The sequence below is a fragment of the Methylobacterium sp. FF17 genome, from assembly GCF_025813715.1.
Classification (GTDB): domain Bacteria; phylum Pseudomonadota; class Alphaproteobacteria; order Rhizobiales; family Beijerinckiaceae; genus Methylobacterium; species Methylobacterium flocculans.
Genome location: NZ_CP107532.1, coordinates 412,004 through 429,859 on the forward strand (window position 1 = coordinate 412,004; position 17,856 = coordinate 429,859).

Below are 17,856 nucleotides of genomic sequence, written 5' to 3' on the forward strand. Positions count from 1 at the left end.
AAGGAGTGAGGCCGTCCCGGGTTTTAGGCGCCGAGGGACGGCGCCCGAGGATCATTCCGCAGCGGCTGCGGCGCGGGGCGGCTCACGCTCGATCGTCCGGAAGTTCTCGAGTTCCGACATGAAATTGCGTGCCCACCAGTCGACATCCTCGCGCGTCATGCGGTCGACCATCGGCTTCCAGCGCTCGAGGCGCTCCCCGCGCGGCATATAGAGTGCGGTGCGGATCGCCTCCGCCACCTCGAAACGGTCGTAGGGATTCACCAGCAGGGCCTCGGGCAATTGCCGGGCCGCCCCCGCGAACTTCGACAATACGAGGACGCCCGGATCCTCGTCGGACTGGGCGACCACGAACTCCTTGGCGACGAGGTTCATGCCGTCGCGCATGGGCGTGACGAGCCCGACCCGCGCCGCACGGTAGAGGCCCGCCAGGACAGGGCGCGGATAGGCCTTGGTGACGTACTGAATCGGGGTCCAGTTCGGTTCGCCGAGCGTCCCGTTAATGTGCCCGACCGTCTCGTTCACCTCGCGGCTGAGTTCCTCGTATTCCGGAACCTCCGTGCGCGATTTCGGCGTGATCTGGAGATAGACGACGTTGCTGCGCTGGTCCGGATTGGACGCGAAGAAGCGGTCCACCGCCTCCATCCGCTCCGGAACGCCCTTCGAGTAGTCGAGGCGGTCGACGCCGATGAGGAGCTTGCGCGTGCGCAGGCCGGCCATAGTCTCGCGGACGGTCCGGTTCGAGCCGGCATTCTCCGCCGCCTCCTTGAAGCCGGCGACATCGATGCCGATCGGGAAGCTGCGGATGCGCGTGCGCCGGCCGTCGACCATCAGCGACCCGCCACCGAGCGGGATCGCGCGCAGCTCGTCGATGAGGTTGCGGGTGAGGTTGTGCACGTCCGGATCGGTCTGAAGCCCGATCAGGTCGTAATCCGCGATGCCGCGCAGGAGGTCGTTGCTCGCGGGCAGCGTATTGAACACGTCCGCGGCCGGCCAGGGGATGTGGTGGAAGTAGCCGATCGGGTTCGCGATCCCGAGGCCGCGCAGTTCCGAGGCCAGCGGCAGCAGATGGTAGTCGTGAACCCAGATGATGTCGTCGGGCTCGACGAGGTTGGCCAGTGCCCGCGCGAAGATGCGGTTCACGCGCTGGTACCCGGCATAGTCGGAGCGCGAGAAGGCCCCGAGCCCGAGCCGATAATGCATGATCGGCCAGAGTGCCCGGTTGGCGAATCCGCTGTAATATTCCCGGTGATCCTGGGGTGACAGATCCACCACGGCGTAATTGACTCGGCCCCGATCGATCAGGGTCGGCTCCGTCGAGGGCTCCTCGACGACGTTGCCGCTCCAGCCGAACCAGAGTCCCTCATAGGCCGTGAAGGCCTCCTTGACGGCGACGGCGAGCCCGCCGGCCGCCACGGCCTTGCCCCCTTCCTCAGGGATAGCAACGCGGTTCGATACGATGACGAGACGTGCCACGAAGCCGGCTCCGGTCCTCACGGGTCTCGCGCCGGAGCGACGCTCGACCAGAATGATACAGGTGGTGAACGCGCGGAAGCCGAGCGCGATCCGTGCTCCCAGCCAAGCGCGTTCGGCATCCCTGGGTCAAGGGCTGTTTCTCCCGGCTGCACGGCAATGATTCCGGTTACGGGTCGCATCGGCTCCGGATCGGCACGGTTTCGCATCCTTGCGGTCGACGCGGACCGTGGATGCTGTGGATGCGGCCGGGTCCATTCGGAACGCGCGGAACCCTGTCTCTCCCGACGCTGTTGAAACGTCGCAACTGCTTGTGTCTTCCCAAGAACCCGTGTCGAGGAGTGTCGCCGTGACCGCTAATCAATCCCCAGGCCCGACCGGCGCGGAGCCGGCGAACCCGCAGGCCGACTGGCGGGCCCTGCGCGGCGATGTCGAGGGGATCGCGGACGTGGCCGCAGAGCGCGGCCGCAGCTTCGTCGATGCCGCGCGTGCGCATGCCACCGACTACGTCGACCAGCGCAAGGGCGACGCCGCCCGCTCGGTCACCGATCTCGCAAAGTCCGTGCGCGAGTCGAGCAAGACCTTCGAGGCGCAGCCGAACATCCGCGCGTTCTTCGACAGCGCCGCTGACGGCCTGGAGCACCTCGGCACCTCCATCGAGGAGCGCAGCTTCTCGGAGTTCTACGAGGATGCCGAGGCGTTCGCGCGCCGCGCGCCCGTCGCGGTCGCCGTCGCCACGTTCCTGACCGGGTTCGTGGTAGCACGCTTCATCAAGTCGACGAGCGTGCAACCGCTGAACGACACCTATTCCGACCATCGCCTCTGAGGTGCCGGCATGACCACCGGTCCGCAATCCAGCATCCAGGGCCTGATCGGCGATGCCCTGCGGGAAACCAACGAACTCGCGCGGAAAGAGATCGCCCTCTTCCGCAATGAGATGACGAGCAATGTCCGAGCCCTGTTCATCGGGCTCGGCCTCCTCGTCGGCGCCGCCGTGTTCGGCGTCGTAGCCCTCTTCGTCCTCGTGGATGCCCTGGTGAAGTGGCTGGCCACCGTGGTGCATTCCGAGGCCCTGGCCGCCCTGATCGTCGGCGGCGTGCTCCTCGTGGTCGCCGTGGTCCTGGCGCTGATCGGCCGGAATGCCATGTCGCTGTCGACGCTGGCCCCGGTGCGGACCTCGCGCCAGGTCCGTGAGGACGCCCGTACGTTGTCTGAGAGGGTGTCGGGATGACCGAGTCGCTGAACGAGCTTGAGAAGGATATCGAGGCGAGCCGGGCCCGCCTCGATCAGACCATCGACCAGATCCAGGAACGGCTTTCGGTCTCTAGCATCGTGGACGAGATGCTCGGCAATGCCCGGCGCACGCCCTTGAGCGGGGCGTATGACGGGGCGCTCGAAGCGGTCCGGCGCAATCCGGTCCCGGTGCTGCTGATCGCGGCGGGCGTGGGCTGGCTCATTCACCGCATGACGAAGGACGGGTCCGACCCGGCCGCGCGTCGCCGCGCCCGGCTCGCGGTGGACGGCCTTCCGGTGACGAAGACCGGCGCGGACCGCATCTATGACCCCGACCTCCCGACCCAGCATCCGGTCAAGGATTTGTCCGCCACGACGCAGATCTGAGCCCGACTCCATCCGAGACCGGTCCCCCGGCCTCCCGAAACCATCGCCGATCCTCAGGAGTGACCCATGAGTTCCACCCAGAAGCCGGGCGACGAGCATCGCTCCCTCCCCGACGACATCGCGCTCGCCGCCGGTATGCCGCGCGGCAGCCAGACGGAGGGGTCGCTGCACGACGTCCCGAGCCCGGGCACCTACACCGCCGCGCACCACACCACCGGCACCCAGACCCACAGCATCCGGAACGAGGGCGGCTCCGACGCCTCCGTGCAGGCGCGGGTCGGGGATCTGAAGGATCGGGCCACGGAAGCCGCGAACGATGTGCGCGACCGCGTCTCGGAGACGGCGCAGGACCTGCGTCAGCGCGCCACCAGCGCCTATGACGATGCGCGCGACTGGGCGTCCGATACCCACGCGACCGGACGGCGCCACCTCAGCGACCTCGGCGAGCGCGGCAATGCCCGCCTGCGGGACGGCCGCTCGGCGGTCGAGGACTTCGTGTCGGAGAACCCGCTGCTGGTCGGCGTCGTCGGCCTCGCGGCCGGCCTCCTCATCGGCGCCCTGCTGCCGCGCACCCGCACCGAGGACCAGAATGTCGGTCCCTGGGCCGACGAGGTCCGTGACCAGGGCCTGCGTTACGCCCGCGACTTCACCGATCGCGGCCGTGAGTTCGTCTCGACGGCCCTCGATCCGGAGAACCTGAACGCCGCCGTGCAGCGCGCGAGCGGCCAGGAGCAGCCGGCACCCCAGCCCGAGGCGCCCGCGGCCCGTCCGCACTGACGCTTCGATCGACCTTCATCGACGGCACGAGACAGGGGGTGGCACCGAAAGGGCCGCCCCCTCTTCGTCTCGGCCTCCGCTTCGCATCGCCAGCGCCGCGCCCCGACCTCTCGACGCGTTTCCGCCTAGCCGCTATCGGAGGGCGCATGAAGATTGCCGATTGCGAGATCCTCATCCTGCCCGGCTATGCCGGTTCCGAGGACGAACACTGGCAGGCCCGCTGGGCCGAGCGCCTCTCCACGGGCCGGATCGTCGAGCAGGACGACTGGCACCACCCCGATGCCGAGGCGTGGCGCGACCGCATCGTCGCGGCGGTGGAGGCGGCCACCCGCCCCGTGGTGATCATCGCCCACAGCCTCGGTGTGGTGGCGGCCGTCCAGGCGGCCCCGCGCTTCCCCGCCGGGACCGTGCGGGGCGCCCTGCTCGTCGCGTTTCCGGATGTCGAGACCACGCCGAACCTGCCGTCGCGGGTCACCGCCTTCGCGCCCGTCCCCCGCGATCCCCTGCCCTTCCCGGCCCTCCTCGTCGCCAGCCGCAACGATCCCTATTGCAGCTACGAACGGGCGGAGGATTTCGCCTATGCCTGGGGCGCGGTGGTGGTGGATGCCGGCGAATCCGGCCACATCAACGTGGCGAGCGGCCACGGCCCCTGGCCGGAGGGACTGATGCGTCTCGCCGGTTTCATGAAGACGCTCTGAGGCCGGCTCCGGGTCAGGCTTTCGCGTCGTCCCCGAGCGGCTTCAACAACTCGCCGGCCACATCGCCGAGGCGCGGGGGAGCTTCCCGGACGAACGGCAGGGGCCGGCACACCGCCATGGCGGCGAGGCCGAAGCGCGCGGTCATCAGCCCGTTCAGCACGCCTTCCCCGAGCTTGGCCGAGACCCGCGCGGCGATGCCGAGACCGAGCACCTGCTGGATCATGCTCTCGCCCACCGCCATGCCGCCGGTGACCGTGAGATGCGCGAAGGCCGAGCGGGCCAGCCGCAGGAAGCCGAGAAAGCCGGGACGCCCGCCATAGATCGTCGCGATCCGGCGCAGCAGGCGCACGGCGGCGAAGACCACGAAGGCGACGTCCACGATGGCGCGGGGGCTCAGCGCGGTCACGGCCGAGACCTGCTTGGCGGCCGACGCGATGGCGTTGCGGGCCTGCCGGTCGAGGGGCGCCAGCAATTCGTGCTCCGCGAGCCCGATGCGGTCGTCCACATCGAGGATCGCGTCGCCCAGGGTATCGAGGCGGGTGCGGCCCGCCGCGAGGGCCGAACGGTCGGCGTAGAGGGTGGTCAATTCCCGCACCACGCCCTGCGCGGCGGAGTGATCGCGGGTCGTGATCGCCTCCATCGCCTTGCCCCGGATCCGTTCGATCTGGCGTTCCCGCCAGATGCCGGACAATTCGCGGGCGACGAGCGCGAGGAATGCCACGGTCGCGATGGCGAGGAGGACCAGCGCCACGGCCCCGAGCCAGGGCGCGGCGCTGAACAGGTCGGCGATCAGCCGCTCCACCGAGAGCCCGACCCCGAGGGTGACGAGGCCGCCCAGCGCGACGAGGAGCAGGCTGAGCCAGGGCGCGCGCGCCTTCGGCGCCACCGGCACGGCGACCCCGTCGGCGGCCTCCACGATCTCGAAGGGCTCGTCCACCATCCGCACCTGCGAGGGCGGCGGCGCCGCGCCCTCGGGGCTGTCCTGCGGCGCGGCGGGCGGGATGCGGAAGGCGCGGGGGCGGTTCGTCGAACTCATGGGGAGAGCTTCCTCACGGGCCTCAGGCGAGCTTGTCGCCGATGAGGAACTGCATGGCGCGGTCGAGGCGGATCTGCGGCAGGTCGCCGGGGCGGCCCAGGGCGTCGGGCTTCACCAGAGGCGGTCGAAAGCGCGGAAAGCGCAGGGAGCCGGGCGGCACCGCGCCCTCCAGGACGGATTCGGGGCGCTGCGGCAACTCGCCGGGGAATATCGCGGCCTCGCTGAGGCCGTCGAAGACCTCGTCGCCCACGGCCTCGCCGGCCTCGGGCGTGCCCGACACCGCCCGCAGGACTTCGCCGCCGTCGTGGATCGTGGTCTCCCGCGTCGCCCGCACGGAGGCCAGCGCCACGGTGCCGACCCGGGCGCCGGCGGCCTCCGTCCGGCGCATGGCCCGGGAGACGAGGAGGCGCAGCAGGGCGTCGAGCCGGTCGTGGCTGGTCTGGTGCAGGTGATCCGCCTTGGTCGCGGCGAAGAGGATGCGCTCGGCCCGGGGCGCGAACAGGCGAGACAGGATCGTATTGCGCCCGATGCGGAAGCTGAGGAGCACGGAATCCAGCGCCTCCTCCAGCTCGGCCAGCGCCGCCGGACCCGCATCAACGGCGGCGAGCACGTCCACCAGCACGATCTGGCGGTCGACCCGCTGGAAGTGGTTGCGGAAGAACGGCTCAACCACCTTGGCCTTGTAGGCCTCGAACCGGCGCTCCATCAGGCCGGCGAGGCTGTCCGGCGCCAGGACCTCCGGCAGGTTGTCGAGGGGCGCGAAGGTCAGGGCCGGCGAGCCCGCGAGATCGCCGGGCATCAGGAAGCGACCCGGCGGGGTCGTGGCCACCGCCTCCGGCCCGGCCCGGAGCGCCGAGAGATAGGTCTTGAATGCGGTGCTCGCCCGTTCCGCCACCACCTCGTCCAGGGCCCCCTGCGGATCCAGGGCCTTCAGGGTCTCCAGCCAGGGGGCCGCCATGGCGCCGCGCCCGCTGCGCCGGGTGCCCGCGATGGTGGCGCGGGACCAGGCGGTGTAGCTCTGCTCGATCAGCGCAAGGTCGAGGAGCCACTCCCCGGGGTAATCCACCACGTCGAGCATCAGCGTGCCCGGTCCCGAGCGCCAGCCGCCCGCGCGCTCGTACTCGATGGCAAGGCGGAACTGGCTGATCCGGTCGGTGGAGCGCGGCCAGGCACGCGCGTCCGTCAGCGCGGACAGGTGCTCTTCGTAGGGAAAGCGCGGGATGTCGTCGTCCGGCTGCGGCACCAGCCGGGCGCGGCGCAGGCGGCCTTCGTGGGCGGGCGCGAAGGCCGGCAGGGCATGCGCCTCCACGAGGTGATGGATCAGGGCCGTGGTGAACACGGTCTTGCCCGAGCGCGCGAGGCCGGTGACTCCGAGGCGCAGGGTCGGCTGGATCAGGAGGTCGCTCGACGCCTCGGCGAAAGCCTTGACCGCGGAACCCGCGCGCGCGGCGAAGCTGTTCATGGCAACCTGTTTGACGATGGGCTGAGGGCTGGGCGGAAGGTCCGGGCGGGTGTCGCTGAGGTGGCGCCCCGAATGCGCCACCGCAAGGCTTCTGGCGCGGCGGCGAGGCTCAGGGCGCCGGTGTCCCGAGGGCGGCGAGCGTCGTGGCGTCGAGGCGGGCGATCGCCGCCTCGACCAGGGCCGGCCCGGCGCGCAGGCTCCCGAGTTCGACGCTCGACATCGCGAGCATGACCGCGCGCAGGTTCGGCGACGGGCGTCCCTCGGCGTCGAAGAGCTTCAGGTCGTCCTCGACCTTGAGGCCGACGCTCGCGGCGATGCGCCCGGCGTAGTTGCGGATCCGCGTCTCGTCATTGGCGCAGAGGGGCGCCGGAACGCTGAGGTCGAGGAGCGGCAGGCCGGCGACCAGCGCCGGCAGGGCGGCCGATTCGGCGACGAAGCGCTCCTGCAGGCCGCCCCCCGAGGCGGTCCGTGCGCGCGGAGCGTCCCTCCGGGTCGCGGCGGCCCCGCCGAGGACTGCCGTCGGCTCGACGAGCAGGACCGAGGGTTTGGCAATGATCGTGGACGGTTTCACGAGGAGTTCGGAGGGACGCACCAGGAGGTGGCCCCTGCCCGGCGCGGCCGCCGCCTTCGTCCGACCGCCGGGCGGCACCCGCGCTGGGTTCGACGCCAGCTTGGGCGCGCTCTCGGCAGCCGTCTTCGGTGGGGCCGCCGCGCGGGGCGGATGGCCGCCCATCCGGGCGAGGGGTGACCAGGGCTGGATGCGCAGCGCCCCCCCGCGCGACGCGACGGCGGCACGGGGCGCGCCGCCACGCGGGTTGCGCGCAAGGAAGCGGGCCCGCAGGGTCCGGCCGATGCCGCGCGGGGCCAGATCCGTCGAGACCGCCGGGGCGCGGACACGGGCCGGCAGGGCCGTACCGCCGACCCGGCACTCCGCCGGCGCCCAGCGCCGCACGATCGCCAGCGCGGTGCGGCGTCCATACTCACGATAGTAGCGCCGCAGCAGCTGCGCCGCCGCATCGGCCCCGTCGGCGGCCGTAGCGAAGCCCGTATGGCCCTCGGCATCGCCGCCGATCTCGCCGTTCCAGCGTGCGCGCTTGATGCACCAGTAATTGTTCAGCTTGACGCAGCGCGCCACGAAGGCCGGATCGACCAACGCGTAGCGCGCCACGAGCGCAAGCGACGCGGGCCGCAGGGATTCACCCGCCTGGATGCGCCAGTTCGAGACTGCCCGCGCCTCCGGCTGGAAGGTTGGGAAGACGGGGGCCACGGCCTCCCGGGACGGCCAGGCCGCGCCGAGGGCCCGGAACTCGGGACGGATCTCCCGGGCCGGGCCTTCGAGGCGCGGCACCAGGGTCGCCAGGACGAGGAGCGTGGTCAGGAGCACGGGATCTGCAAAGCTTGCCGGGGACCAGGGCAACGACCCGCGCCGGGGAAGGGTTCAATCCGCCCCGGGGCACGGGTGTTCGCGTCAATCCTCGAGTTCGAGGTCGCGCGGCGCGAGGAAGCGCTCCAGGCGCCCGCTGCCGGCCGCGACCGCGTGCCAGCCCTCGCCCTCGAAGTCGATCACCGCGATCGCGGCGGTCGGAAACTCGACGGTGAGGCGCTTGCGCCCGGTCCGGTCGCCCGAACCCGCGAGCCGAAGCGCCAGATCCTGGAAGCCCGGATTGTGCCCGATCATCAGCAGGCTCGACGCCGAATCGGGTGTCGCCTGCACGACCGCCAGAAGCGCGGCCTCCGGCGCCTCGTAGATCGCCTCCACGATCTCCGGATCCGGCCCCTTCAGGGCGACCTGCACGGCCTCCCAGGTCTGGCGCGTCCGCAGGGAGGGCGAGACCGCCACGGCGTCCGGCCGCAGGCCTTCCGCCGCCAGGTACTCCCCGATCCGGGGTGCCACCCGCCGCCCACGGGCATTCAGGGGCCGCTCGAGGTCGGCGACACCCGCCGGGCGATCGGATTTGGCATGGCGCAGGAGGATGAGACGACGCATGGGCCTTCGGACTTTCTCGCCGGCGGTGTCGGACGGTGACGCGGCCACGATGCGGCCGCGCCGGAAGCGATCTCACCGGAAACGCAAGGCGTTTTCATGGACACCGGCCACGGGAGCCGGGACGGCGGGGGCCGGGCTGCCGAGGCATCGATCCCCGGCAGGTGATGGGGTGCGGCGCACGTCCATCTGGTCACGCGGCAGCGCGTGGCCAGGGGCGCTGCGCGGTTCGGCGGAGCTCAGCCGCCGCGCTGCTCGCGCCGCATCATGAAGGCGAGCTTTTCGAAGAGGCTCACGTCCTGCTCGTTCTTCAGGAGGGCGCCGTGCAGGGGCGGGATGAGCTTGCGGCCGTCGCGCTCGCGCAGGGTCTCGGGCGCGACGTCCTCGGAGACGAGGAGCTTGAGCCAGTCGAGCAACTCGGAGGTGGAGGGCTTCTTCTTCAGGCCGGGGACCTCGCGGGTCTCCAGGAAGACCCGCAGGGCCTCTTCCACCAGCCGGTGCTTGATGCCGGGGTAATGCACTTCGACGATGGCCTTCAGGGTCTCGGCGTCGGGGAACTTGATGTAGTGGAAGAAGCAGCGGCGCAGGAAGGCGTCCGGCAGTTCCTTCTCGTTGTTCGAGGTGATGATGACGATGGGCCGCCGCGCGGCCCGGACCGTCTCGCCGGTCTCGTAGACGTGGAACTCCATCCGGTCGAGTTCGGTCAGGAGGTCGTTGGGGAACTCGATATCGGCCTTGTCGATCTCGTCGATGAGCAGTACGGGCCGCTCGGCATGGGTGAAGGCCTCCCAGAGCTTGCCGCGCCGGATGTAGTTGCCGATATCGGACACGCGTGGGTCGCCGAGCTGGCTGTCGCGCAGGCGCGAGACCGCGTCGTACTCGTAGAGGCCCTGCTGCGCCTTGGTGGTCGACTTGACGTTCCAGGTCAGCAGCGGCGCGCCGAGCCCCTTGGCGATCTCCTCCGCCAGCACCGTCTTGCCGGTCCCGGGCTCCCCCTTCACCAGGAGCGGCCGCTCCAGCACGATGGCGGCGTTCACCGCCGTGGTCAGGTCGGAGGTCGCGACGTAATCGGCGGTGCCGGTGAAGCGCATGAAGGGGCTCGCGGGGTTCGGGACAGGCCCCAGGGGTTAAGCCGCGTCCCGCCCGCCCGCAAGGCGTCGAGCCGGCCTGTCCTCGGCCAAGCCCTATCCAGCTCCGCTCGGAGCGTATTCCCTAGCGCCTTCCCTACAGTGTCTTCCCGTCGTGCCAGACGCAGTTCGAGGCCAGGATGCCGAGGTTCACGTCGGATTTCTGGGGCTGCGGCAGGGTCTTGCCGTCCATGGCGAGGTCGATCTTGATCTCGACCTGGCCCTTCTGCTCGTTCTGGCGACGGGAGAAGTAGCAGTATTGCTGGAAGGGCTGGTCCTCGTTGGCGCGGAAGTTCCAGCCGGTGACGATCTGGCCGTCCATGTAGGGCACCTGCTTGAACACCGTGAAGGTGGTGTTGACCGGTGCCTTCGAGGCCGGCGCGGCGTCGTTGCCGAGCTGCGCCTTGGTGGGCGTCGGCGCCCCGCCTGCCTTGGGCAGTGCGCCTTCGAGCTTGAGCACGTTGTCGGTGAGCGTGACCTCACCCTTGGTCTTCAGGGTGACGTCCGACAGGGCCGCCTGCATGGCGGCGGCGATCTTCTCGGCGGCCGAGTCGAACTGGTTCATGTAGGCGTAGCCGTAGGAGGCCGCCCCGACGCCCATGCCGGCCAGCAGCAGGAAGGCGCCGGCCCCGAGGGATCGGAACAGGAAGGCGCGGGCGGCGACGATCCGCGCCTCCGCGCGGAGGCGGCCGTTCACGCTCTGGGCGAGGACGACGTTCTCGGGCGTGCCGGGCGTGTGGATGCTCATGCGCCGGCTCCCGCGCCGACGGCCTGGGCCGGGGCGCGCCGGTCGATCGGGATCACCGCGCCGCCGGGCGGTGCCGCCTGCGCCGCGGGCGCGACGCCGGGTGCGACGGGTGCCGCCGCCGGCTCATCGGGTGCGGTGCGGGCCTGGTTCAAGGCCATCTCCGCGCGCAGTGCGCCGGTGATCGAATCCAGCATGTAGGGGGTCGCCGCCGGGTCGACGGTGGCGCCGAGGTCGTCCTCGTCCATGAAGGTCGAGCGCACCGAGACGGCGCAGAGCGCCAGGATCGTGGAGGCGAAGGCCGCGCAGAGGGCCGGCACGAACACGAAGATGCGCAGGAAGGCATGGACCTGGGCCTCGCTCACGTCGATCGGATCGACGCCGTAGACCATGGCGGTGAAGGAATGCAGCTGCGAGCGGTTGACCGCGTTGCGATAGGTCTGCTCCGCATCGGCGACCTTGCGCTCGGCCGCGCCCCGGTCGAGCTCACCCCGGGCCTTGCGGGCCTCCTCGAGAAGCTTCGTCACCCCGCCCCGGTCCGTGCCGGCCTTGGCGACGCTGGCGTTCAGGGTAGCGGTGCGCGGGTCGGTGACGCACTTCATGTTCGAGTAGCGCTGCCCCCGGCTGTTGGTGCCGTAGACGCGCTCGCAGCGCTGCGGCGGCAGGCCGGCGAGCTGGCTCGCGTTCTCGGCCGCGCGCTTCTCGATCTGGTCGAGTTCGGTGGTGTATTGCGCGACGCGGGCATCCGCGGCGGAGATGCGGTTGTCGATGGTGCCGCGATCGGCCTGGGCGTCCTTCAGGGCGGTCTTGGCCTTGGCGGCGTCCATGAGGCGGGGATGGAACATCATCTCGCCGAGCTGCGACACCGACTTCGTGGTCACGCCCGCCGCGAAGATGATGCCGATCACCGCCAGCATGCGGATGACGTAGGAGCGCTGCGTCCGCGCCAGGATGCCGAGCGGCACGCGGCAGAGTTCCACCGCCGCGTAGACCAGCGGCGCCAGCAGCATGAAGTAGAACGCCTTCGAATCGCCGTCGCTGTAGACCCCGGCGAACAGCCAGGCGCCCCACAGGGAGGCGCCGATGACCATGAACTCGACGAGGTAGGCGATGCCGACATAGCCCCACTTGATGCGGTAGCCCTTCTCGACGTCACGCTCGTGGACCCACCGGTCGGTTTCCCGGCGCCAGTCTCGGGCTTCCCGCTGCACGTCCCGGTTGGGCGGCGTCTTTCGCATGGTGTACTCATGTCTCATGACGCGACGCGGCGCGCTTAACGGACCATCAACATATTGCCTATGCGCATATTGTGCCGTTTTTGCGCCGCGTCGCCGTGCTTAGCAGCACGGTCTCCCTGTCCCAATGGTCGCAACCGGCGGATTTCGCAATTCCGCGTGTGAACGTGGTTGCGCCGGGACGGCGCCAGCGCCCATGGTCGCTGGCAGGACCGCCACCGTGACCCCGCGTCGTGGCGTCCCACCCGCGATCCCAGGAGCTTGCCCGAACCGATGACGGACGTTCACGCCGGCTCCTACAAGGAAGCGATCCTGTTCCTCGTCACCGCGGGCGTGGTGGTGCCGTTGTTCCATCGCCTGCGCATCAGTCCGGTGCTGGGTTTCATCGGGGCGGGCGCCCTCCTCGGTCCCTTCGGGCTCGGGCGCTTCGCGGAGGGCCATCACTGGGTCTCGACCTTCACCATCGCCAACCGGGCGGAGATCGCGCATCTCGCCGAGTTCGGCGTGATCTTCCTGATGTTCATGATCGGCGTCGAACTGTCCTGGGAGCGCCTGCGCACCCTGCGGCGCCTCGTCTTCGGGCTCGGCTCGATCCAGGTGCTCGCCTCCTCTGTCGTCATCGCCGTCATCCTGATCGCCCTGTCGGTACCGATGGCCGCCGCCGCCATCGTCGGTCTCGCGCTGGCCCTCTCGTCCACCGCCATCGTGCTGCCGGTGCTCGCCGACCAGAAGCGCCTGAACACCCCCTCCGGGCGCGCCAGCTTCGCGGTGCTGCTGTTCCAGGACCTCGCGGTCGCCCCCGTGCTCTTCGCCATCGCGGTGCTGGGCCGCAGCGATGCGGGCCACGTGGGCGGCGCCCTGGCGCTGGCCCTGGCGCAGGCTGCGGTCGCCATCGTGGTAATCGTGGTGGTCGGGCGCCTCGCCCTGCGGCCCCTGTTCCAGCTCGTCGCCCGCACGCGCTCGCCCGAACTCTTCATGGCGGCCTGCCTCCTCGTCATCATCGGCACCGCCGTCACCGCCGCCGCCGCCGGCCTTTCGATGACGCTGGGCGCCTTCGTCGCCGGCCTGCTGCTGGCCGAAACCGAGTATCGCCGGGCCATCGAGGCGACGATCGACCCCTTCAAGGGGCTCCTGCTCGGCGTCTTCTTCGTCTCGGTGGGCATGAACCTCGACCCGGCGCAGCTGATGTCGGCCCCGGGCGCCGTGCTGGGCCTCGCCGCCGCGCTCATCCTGATCAAGGGCGCGGTGATCGTCGCCGCCGCCCGCTTCCTGAAGCTCTCGAAGGCGGTGGCGATCGAGGCGGCGCTGCTGCTCGGCCCCGGCGGCGAGTTCGCCTTCGTGCTGATCGGCGGGGCGCTCGCCGGTGGGCTGGTGCCCGAGGAGGTGGGACAGGCCGCTCTCATCGTCACCACCGTGACGATGATCGCGATTCCCGCGCTCGCCGTCCTCGCGCGGCGCCTCGGCAAGCGCATGAGCGCCGCGCAGCTCGGCCGTGCCCGGGCGGAGCCGGCACCCGACCGGCAGCAGAATCGCGTCATCATCGCGGGCTACGGCCGGGTCGGTCGCCTCGTCGGCGAGATGCTGGCGCGGCACAAGATCCCCTACCTCGCCCTCGACGCGGATGCCGCCCGCGTCTCCGAGCATCGCCGCCTCGGCAACCCGGTCTATTTCGGGGATTCGGCCAATCCGGAACTGCTGCGGCGCTGCGACATCGCCCATGCCCGCGCCCTCGTCGTGACCCTGGACAACCCGCGTGCCGTTGAGGCCGTGGTGGAGGCCGCGCGGGCCGAGCGGGCCGACATCACCATCGTGGCCCGCGCCCGCGACGCGCGCCATGCCACCGCCCTCTACGAGATGGGCGTCGACGATGCCGTGCCGGAGACCATCGAGGCCTCCCTCCAGCTCTCGGAGGCGGTGCTGGTCGATGTGGGCGTGCCGATGGGCCTCGTGATCGCCTCGATCCACGAGCGTCGGGACGAGTACCGGGCGATGCTGCGCCGGAAGGAGAGCGAGGTCCGTCCGGCCTTCCGGGCACGGCGCACCGTGGGCAAGGGCGCGGAGCCGCGCGAGGGCGCGTCGCCGAAGGACGAGGCCAAGCCGGTGGTCAAGAGCGCCTGAGAGCGACGGGTCCGGCGCGATTCAGAGCAGACGGCCCTGGCCGCGCGCCGGCATCCGGGGGGATGGCAGCGGGTTCGGCGTGGCGGGCACGGTCTTGCGCGCAGGCGGCCGGACCGCGTCGGGCGGTTTGGGCGGCCTCGGGCTGGCGCGCCGGGGCTGCGGGCGGGCGTCGGGGCCGGTGCCCGGTGCGTAGCTGCAGCGGTAGATGATCTCGTCGGGCGGCCCGAGGCCGGTGTCGAGGGGGATCGCGACGGTGTCCTCGTGGAAGCGCCACTTGCGCGTTCCCTTGTCCCAGTAGAGCCAGATCGTGGTCGGGTGGCCCTGCACCGAGAAGATCGCCGCCTTCTTCGAGACGGCGCGAATCGTACGCGGCTCGTACATCCCCTTGGCACGGTAGGCCTCCCCGAAGGAGGCGGGCTGGCGCTCGATGAAGGTGTTGCGCACCACCTGAATCGTGGCACCCGGTTCGGCGAGGAACCGCTTGAAGTCGCTCAGCGAGCGCAGCACCAGCGCCATGTCGGTCACCCCCGATGCGATCCGAAGACCTTTATTCCGATGTCCTGCCTTGAATGATGTCCTGCCCTGACTGATACGTCCTGATCTGACCTGCACGACACTGTGCTGGCACGATGTTCGATCTCGATGACAAGTCCCTGTGCTGAGAACGACCAGCACAGTGGGATATCAACAGGAATCGGAAGTTATACCCAGTTCCTCGAACGGTGACGGCTCCCGGAGCGCGACTTGACCCGGGGCGTGGCTTCCCGCGTTGTCGGACCATGCTGCTCTCGTTCTTCACCGCCCTGCGCGAGGCCAAGATTCCCGTCACCCTGCGGGAGTTCCTGACGCTGCTGGAGGCCCTCGACCGCGACCTGGCGCAGAAGCGGGTGGAGGAGTTCTACCTCCTCGCTCGCACCGCCCTGGTGAAGGACGAGCGCAACCTCGACCGCTTCGACCGGGTGTTCGGCACGGTGTTCCGGGGCGTCGAGACCCTCGGCGAGGCCGCCGCCCCCAGCGCGATCCCCGAGGAATGGCTGCGCAAGCTCGCCGAGAAGTACCTGACCGAGGCCGAGAAGGCCGAGCTGCAGGCGCTCGGCTGGGACAAGCTGTTCGAGACCCTGAAGGAGCGGCTGGCCGAGCAGCGGGACCGGCACCAGGGCGGCAACAAGTGGATCGGGACCGGCGGCACCTCCCCCTTCGGCGCCTACGGCTACAACCCGGAGGGCATCCGCATCGGCCAGGACGGCAACCGCAACTACCGCGCGGTGAAGGTCTGGGACAAGCGCGAATTCAAGGACCTCGACGACACGGTGGAGCTCGGCACCCGCAACATGCGCGTGGCGCTCCGGCGCCTGCGCCGCTTCGCCCGCACGGGGGCGGCCGACGAACTCGACCTCGACGGGACCATCCGGGAGACCGCCGCCAAGGGCTACCTCGACGTGAAGCTGCGCCCCGAGCGGCGCAACGCGGTGAAGGTGCTGCTCTTCCTCGATGTCGGCGGCTCGATGGACTGGCACGTGGCGCTGGCCGAGGAGCTGTTCTCCGCCGCCCGCTCGGAGTTCAAGCACTTCGAGCACTTCTACTTCCACAACTGCCCCTACGAGCGCGTGTGGCAGGAGAACCGCCGCCGGCACGACGAGACGCTCCCGCTCCTCGACGTGCTGCGCACCTACCCGCCCGACTACCGCGTCGTCTTCGTCGGCGACGCCGCGATGAGCCCCTACGAGATCGCCATGGCGGGCGGCTCGGTGGAGCATTGGAACGAGGAGCCGGGCGAGGTCTGGCTCAACCGCATCCTAGAGCGCTTTCCGAAGGCGGTCTGGCTGAACCCGGTCCCGCCGGAGCAATGGGCCTACACGCAATCCATCGGCATGGTCCGCCGGTTGATGAACGACCGCATGTTCCCGCTCAACCTCGAAGGCATCGACGCCGGGATGCGGGCCCTGGTGCGGTGAGCGGGATCTCGCCGGCCTCTAACCCCATGGGAGTACGGTCGATGCAGGACAGTAGACCGGCGGGCGGCTTCGCACCCCTCATCCCCGAACTCGACGTCCGGGACCTCGGCGCCAGCCTCGAATTCTGGGTTTCCGCCCTCGGCTTCGCCGTGGCCTATGCGCGTCCGGAATCGGCCTTCGCCTATCTGGAGCGCGCGGGCGCGCAGGTGATGCTGAATGCGATCAACGGCAACTGGAGCACCGGGCCGCTGGACCCGCCGTTCGGACGCGGGATCAACCTCCAGATCGAGGTCGCCTCGGTCGATCCCATCCTCGAACGCCTCGCGGCGCGGGCCTGGCCGCTGTTCCGGCCCTGCCACGACGCCTGGTATCGCCTCGGAGGGGAGGAGATCGGCTGCCGTCAGTTCCTGGTCCAGGATCCGGACGGCTACCTTCTGCGCTTCAGCCAACCCCTCGGGGCACGACCCCTCAACCCTGGCGTGCCGGCGTCGTGACGCTGAGGCCGTCGAGCTCGGGGGTGATGCGGATCTGGCAGCACAGGCGCGAGGTCGCGCGCACGTCGGAGGCGAAGTCGAGCATGTCCTGTTCCATCGCCTCGGCGGGGCCGACGATCCCGGCCCATTCGGCGTCCACGTAGACGTGGCAGGTCGCGCAGGCGCAGGCACCGCCGCACTCCGCATCGATGCCCGGCACGTTGTTGCGGATCGCCGCTTCCATCACGGTCGACCCCACGTCGGCCTCCACGGTCCTGGCCGTTCCGGCGTGGTCGACGTAGGTGATCTTGGGCATCGGGGGCTCCGGGCTCGTACAACAGGAGGTTGGCCGGTTGTGCGGCGCAAGACTGCCTCAGTGGGCCGGACTGCCTTGAAGGGGCAGCCTCCCGAATGCAAGCGCGCTCACCCAACGGGCGTACAATCCTGCGCTTACGCCGGAGAGGCCGCGCCGTTCCATACCCGCGACGCGAGGTCCGGACCCGGACACCGGGACCCGGACATCAGGACGCGGGCGACACCACCGCCAGGGTCGCTGCCACCGCCTCCGTGAGCGCCTCTTCGGCACCCTCCCCCGGCGCGGCGCCGGCCCGCAGCGCGTCCTCGATCGCCGCAGACAGTCGCGCGATCCGCAGCGCCCCGATCCCGAGGGCGGACCCCTTCAGGGTATGGGCGAGGTCGGCACGCTCCGGGTCGGCCAGGCTCCGGTCCACGATGCCCGGTAGCAGGCGCCGGCACTGCCCGGCGAACAGGTCCAGGAGCTCGCGCGCGAGCGCCGCGTCGTCGAAGGTCTGTTGCGCCAGGTATGCCCGGTCGAGGAGCGGTGTCGCGTCCGGATCCTGCAAGCCCGTCTCCATCCCGAAAGCGTGATGCCCCGAGCCCGTCCGCCCTGGGGCCGTCCGGACTATCCACAGCCGAGGCCGCGTCGCGTTCGCTTCCGCTTAAGCGTTGAGGCATCATGCGGAAAGACGACGGCGCGGTTCCGGCCCCAGGCTTGGTAACCATTCCGTTAAGGTTTTTTGGGCGCAGCGGCGGGCTCGGGTATCCGGGCCTCGTGCCGAAGTCTAAAGTTCCTTGGTAAATTGGTAAAAATATCCTTGCTCGCCGGGCGCGGCCGGCGATCGAGGATGCGCGTAAC

At 70.3% G+C, this 17,856-nt stretch carries 19 protein-coding genes; 8 read left to right on the top strand and 11 right to left on the bottom strand.

All coding sequences use genetic code 11. The features are described from left to right. Window positions 1-51: 51 nt before the first annotated feature. Window positions 52-1,473: an alpha,alpha-trehalose-phosphate synthase (UDP-forming) gene (locus OF380_RS01820; protein ID WP_264049091.1), complete on the bottom strand. Its 1,422-nt coding sequence runs from the start codon at window positions 1,471-1,473 to the stop codon at window positions 52-54. Window positions 1,474-1,819: 346 nt separating this feature from the next. On the opposite strand from OF380_RS01820, the gene OF380_RS01825 reads away from it, so the two are divergent. The 5 genes from OF380_RS01825 (at window position 1,820) to OF380_RS01845 (ending at window position 4,565) form a co-directional block, all read left to right on the top strand. Further along, window positions 1,820-2,296 (top strand): hypothetical protein, encoded by a 477-nt coding sequence (locus tag OF380_RS01825; protein WP_264049092.1) that lies wholly within the window; start codon window positions 1,820-1,822, stop codon window positions 2,294-2,296. 9 nt (window positions 2,297-2,305) lie between these two features. After that, window positions 2,306-2,701: a phage holin family protein gene (locus tag OF380_RS01830; RefSeq protein WP_264049093.1), complete on the top strand. Its 396-nt coding sequence runs from the start codon at window positions 2,306-2,308 to the stop codon at window positions 2,699-2,701. Further along, entirely contained in the window at window positions 2,698-3,090 is a 393-nt protein-coding gene (locus OF380_RS01835) for a DUF3618 domain-containing protein (RefSeq protein ID WP_264049094.1), read from the top strand. The genes OF380_RS01830 and OF380_RS01835 overlap by 4 nt, the downstream gene beginning before the upstream one ends. Window positions 3,091-3,156: 66 nt before the next feature. Then, window positions 3,157-3,867: a DUF883 family protein gene (locus OF380_RS01840; RefSeq protein WP_264049095.1), complete on the top strand. Its 711-nt coding sequence runs from the start codon at window positions 3,157-3,159 to the stop codon at window positions 3,865-3,867. A gap of 146 nt (window positions 3,868-4,013) precedes the next feature. After that, the gene (locus tag OF380_RS01845) at window positions 4,014-4,565 is read left to right on the top strand and encodes an RBBP9/YdeN family alpha/beta hydrolase (RefSeq protein WP_264049096.1); all 552 of its coding nucleotides are present in this window, start codon (window positions 4,014-4,016) and stop codon (window positions 4,563-4,565) included. 13 nt (window positions 4,566-4,578) lie between these two features. Here OF380_RS01845 and OF380_RS01850 read toward each other — a convergent pair whose 3' ends face one another. The 7 genes from OF380_RS01850 to OF380_RS01880 form a co-directional block, all read right to left on the bottom strand. After that, on the bottom strand, window positions 4,579-5,601 hold the full coding sequence (locus tag OF380_RS01850; RefSeq protein ID WP_264049097.1) for a YcjF family protein: 1,023 nt from the start codon (window positions 5,599-5,601) through the stop codon (window positions 4,579-4,581). Window positions 5,602-5,623: 22 nt separating this feature from the next. Then, a complete protein-coding gene (locus tag OF380_RS01855; protein ID WP_264049098.1) occupies window positions 5,624-7,063 on the bottom strand; it encodes a YcjX family GTP-binding protein in 1,440 nt (479 codons plus the stop codon). A 109-nt stretch (window positions 7,064-7,172) separates the two neighbouring features. Next, the gene (locus OF380_RS01860) at window positions 7,173-8,447 is read right to left on the bottom strand and encodes a hypothetical protein (protein WP_264049099.1); all 1,275 of its coding nucleotides are present in this window, start codon (window positions 8,445-8,447) and stop codon (window positions 7,173-7,175) included. An 84-nt stretch (window positions 8,448-8,531) separates the two neighbouring features. Beyond that, window positions 8,532-9,050, bottom strand: a complete 519-nt coding sequence (locus tag OF380_RS01865; RefSeq protein ID WP_264049100.1) for a SixA phosphatase family protein — start codon at window positions 9,048-9,050, stop codon at window positions 8,532-8,534. Between the two features lie 236 nt (window positions 9,051-9,286). Beyond that, window positions 9,287-10,138 carry an AAA family ATPase gene (locus OF380_RS01870; protein WP_264049101.1) on the bottom strand — a complete coding sequence of 284 codons (852 nt, stop codon included), beginning with the start codon at window positions 10,136-10,138 and terminating at the stop codon, window positions 9,287-9,289. 133 nt (window positions 10,139-10,271) lie between these two features. Beyond that, on the bottom strand, window positions 10,272-10,922 hold the full coding sequence (locus OF380_RS01875) for a hypothetical protein (RefSeq protein ID WP_264049102.1): 651 nt from the start codon (window positions 10,920-10,922) through the stop codon (window positions 10,272-10,274). Further along, window positions 10,919-12,157 (bottom strand): ATPase, encoded by a 1,239-nt coding sequence (locus OF380_RS01880; RefSeq protein ID WP_264049103.1) that lies wholly within the window; start codon window positions 12,155-12,157, stop codon window positions 10,919-10,921. The genes OF380_RS01875 and OF380_RS01880 overlap by 4 nt, the downstream gene beginning before the upstream one ends. A 270-nt stretch (window positions 12,158-12,427) precedes the next feature. Between OF380_RS01880 and OF380_RS01885 the strand changes: the two genes are divergently transcribed. Next, window positions 12,428-14,272 carry a cation:proton antiporter domain-containing protein gene (locus tag OF380_RS01885; protein ID WP_264049104.1) on the top strand — a complete coding sequence of 615 codons (1,845 nt, stop codon included), beginning with the start codon at window positions 12,428-12,430 and terminating at the stop codon, window positions 14,270-14,272. Between the two features lie 21 nt (window positions 14,273-14,293). On the opposite strand, the gene OF380_RS01890 is transcribed toward OF380_RS01885, so the two are convergent. After that, window positions 14,294-14,788, bottom strand: a complete 495-nt coding sequence (locus OF380_RS01890) for a hypothetical protein (RefSeq protein ID WP_264051149.1) — start codon at window positions 14,786-14,788, stop codon at window positions 14,294-14,296. Between the two features lie 263 nt (window positions 14,789-15,051). On the opposite strand from OF380_RS01890, the gene OF380_RS01895 reads away from it, so the two are divergent. Together OF380_RS01895 and OF380_RS01900 are read left to right on the top strand one after the other, a co-directional pair. Next, window positions 15,052-16,227 carry a vWA domain-containing protein gene (locus OF380_RS01895; protein ID WP_264049105.1) on the top strand — a complete coding sequence of 392 codons (1,176 nt, stop codon included), beginning with the start codon at window positions 15,052-15,054 and terminating at the stop codon, window positions 16,225-16,227. Window positions 16,228-16,268: 41 nt separating this feature from the next. Beyond that, window positions 16,269-16,721, top strand: coding sequence for a bleomycin resistance protein (locus tag OF380_RS01900; RefSeq protein WP_264049106.1), 453 nt, complete (start codon window positions 16,269-16,271; stop codon window positions 16,719-16,721). Here the strand turns inward: OF380_RS01900 and OF380_RS01905 are convergent. Further along, complete coding sequence (locus OF380_RS01905) at window positions 16,696-17,016, bottom strand: 2Fe-2S iron-sulfur cluster-binding protein (protein ID WP_264049107.1); 321 nt, start codon at window positions 17,014-17,016, stop codon at window positions 16,696-16,698. The genes OF380_RS01900 and OF380_RS01905 overlap by 26 nt on opposite strands. A gap of 205 nt (window positions 17,017-17,221) precedes the next feature. Beyond that, a complete protein-coding gene (locus tag OF380_RS01910) occupies window positions 17,222-17,563 on the bottom strand; it encodes an Hpt domain-containing protein (protein WP_264049108.1) in 342 nt (113 codons plus the stop codon). Between the last annotated feature and the right edge of the window lie 293 nt (window positions 17,564-17,856).

Coding starts and splice junctions, on each gene's coding strand:
- OF380_RS01830 (WP_264049093.1), top strand. CDS start 2,306: ATGACCACCGGTCCGCAATCCAGCATCCAGGGCCTGATCGGCGATGCC.
- OF380_RS01835 (WP_264049094.1), top strand. CDS start 2,698: ATGACCGAGTCGCTGAACGAGCTTGAGAAGGATATCGAGGCGAGCCGG.
- OF380_RS01840 (WP_264049095.1), top strand. CDS start 3,157: ATGAGTTCCACCCAGAAGCCGGGCGACGAGCATCGCTCCCTCCCCGAC.
- OF380_RS01845 (WP_264049096.1), top strand. CDS start 4,014: ATGAAGATTGCCGATTGCGAGATCCTCATCCTGCCCGGCTATGCCGGT.
- OF380_RS01850 (WP_264049097.1), bottom strand. CDS start 5,601: ATGAGTTCGACGAACCGCCCCCGCGCCTTCCGCATCCCGCCCGCCGCG.
- OF380_RS01855 (WP_264049098.1), bottom strand. CDS start 7,063: ATGAACAGCTTCGCCGCGCGCGCGGGTTCCGCGGTCAAGGCTTTCGCC.
- OF380_RS01865 (WP_264049100.1), bottom strand. CDS start 9,050: ATGCGTCGTCTCATCCTCCTGCGCCATGCCAAATCCGATCGCCCGGCG.
- OF380_RS01870 (WP_264049101.1), bottom strand. CDS start 10,138: ATGCGCTTCACCGGCACCGCCGATTACGTCGCGACCTCCGACCTGACC.
- OF380_RS01875 (WP_264049102.1), bottom strand. CDS start 10,922: ATGAGCATCCACACGCCCGGCACGCCCGAGAACGTCGTCCTCGCCCAG.
- OF380_RS01880 (WP_264049103.1), bottom strand. CDS start 12,157: ATGCGAAAGACGCCGCCCAACCGGGACGTGCAGCGGGAAGCCCGAGAC.
- OF380_RS01885 (WP_264049104.1), top strand. CDS start 12,428: ATGACGGACGTTCACGCCGGCTCCTACAAGGAAGCGATCCTGTTCCTC.
- OF380_RS01890 (WP_264051149.1), bottom strand. CDS start 14,788: ATGGCGCTGGTGCTGCGCTCGCTGAGCGACTTCAAGCGGTTCCTCGCC.
- OF380_RS01895 (WP_264049105.1), top strand. CDS start 15,052: ATGCTGCTCTCGTTCTTCACCGCCCTGCGCGAGGCCAAGATTCCCGTC.
- OF380_RS01900 (WP_264049106.1), top strand. CDS start 16,269: ATGCAGGACAGTAGACCGGCGGGCGGCTTCGCACCCCTCATCCCCGAA.
- OF380_RS01905 (WP_264049107.1), bottom strand. CDS start 17,016: ATGCCCAAGATCACCTACGTCGACCACGCCGGAACGGCCAGGACCGTG.